The sequence below is a fragment of the Rhizobium sp. SVR5-2C genome, assembly GCF_056755115.1.
In genome coordinates, this window is sequence record NZ_JBNDHT010000739.1 from 1 (window position 1) to 209 (window position 209).

The following is a 209-nucleotide window of genomic DNA, read 5'->3' on the forward strand; positions in this document are numbered from 1 at the left end:
GAGGCCGTACAACCCCTCATTCATCCTGAGACGCTCGTCGTTCCGTTCGTTAACGGCATTCCATGGTGGTATTTCCAGGGGGTTGAAGGGCGTCACGCCGGCCGCACCGTTCTGGCTGTCGACCCTCGTCAGCGCCTCAAGCGATTGCTGCCGGAGCAGCGTGTAATTGGCGCCGTTACGACAATCACTGTGGAAAGACTTGCGCCCGG

1 protein-coding gene is annotated in these 209 nt (G+C 60.3%); it reads left to right on the forward strand.

The genetic code is table 11. The features are described 5' to 3' along the window. The coding region (locus ACPYOI_RS37440) for a ketopantoate reductase family protein (protein WP_481424347.1) at positions 1–209 on the forward strand (209 nt) is incomplete at both ends.